General features: G+C 67.4%; 1 protein-coding gene. It reads right to left on the reverse strand.

Going from position 1 to position 751, the window contains the following annotated elements:
- Nucleotides 1–751, reverse strand: a 751-nt coding sequence (locus EOA85_RS36505; RefSeq protein ID WP_127212817.1) for an FtsX-like permease family protein, incomplete at both ends; no start/stop codon positions are given.

The raw sequence follows: 751 nt of genomic DNA on the forward strand, positions 1-751 counted from the left end.
GGAAAACAGAATGGCCAGCGCCGCCAGGAGCAGCGCGATGCCGAGCGCCGCCGCCGTGTAGAGCGGGCGCGGAAAACCGCGGCCCTCAAAACCCATTTCGCGAAACAACGCCGTCGCCGGCACGTCGCGCGCACGGCCGAGCGGCAGCAAGGCGAAAGCCAGCGTCACCAGCAGCCCGAACAGCGCCGCCATGCCGAGCGCGCCGGGATAGAACCCACCTTCCGCCGGCACCGGAATAACCGACTGGAGAACCGCGCTCGCCGCAAACGGCATCAGCGCGCCAAGCACAACGCCGAGCGTGATGCCGAGCGCGGCGATCATCAGGATCTGCACGAGGTAGACGGCAAAGACGAAACCGCCCGAAGCCCCCAGGCTCTTGAAGGTGGCGATGACGCCGCGCTTGCCGTCGAGATAGGCGCGCACCGCATTGGCGACGCCAATGCCGCCGACCACCAGCGCCGTCAGCCCGACCAGCGTCAGGAACTGCGAAAACCGTTCGATGTTGGAAGACAACGCCGGTGCTGCGTTGCTGCGCGTGCGGATCGACCAGCCGGACTCGGGAAAATCCTCCGCCGCCTGATCCTGAATGGCTTTTATGCGAGCCTCTCCGGTGCCGCCGGGGAGGCGGACCTTGTAGGCGTTCTCGACCAGGCTGCCCGGCTGGATCAAACCGGAAGCGGCAAGCCCGCCCGTCGAGATCAACAGCCGCGGCGCAAAGCCGAAGCCGTCGGACACCGCGTCCGGCTCGTTG

This window comes from Mesorhizobium sp. M5C.F.Ca.IN.020.29.1.1 (genome assembly GCF_003997375.1).
GTDB classification, from domain to species: Bacteria; Pseudomonadota; Alphaproteobacteria; order Rhizobiales; family Rhizobiaceae; genus Mesorhizobium; species Mesorhizobium wenxiniae.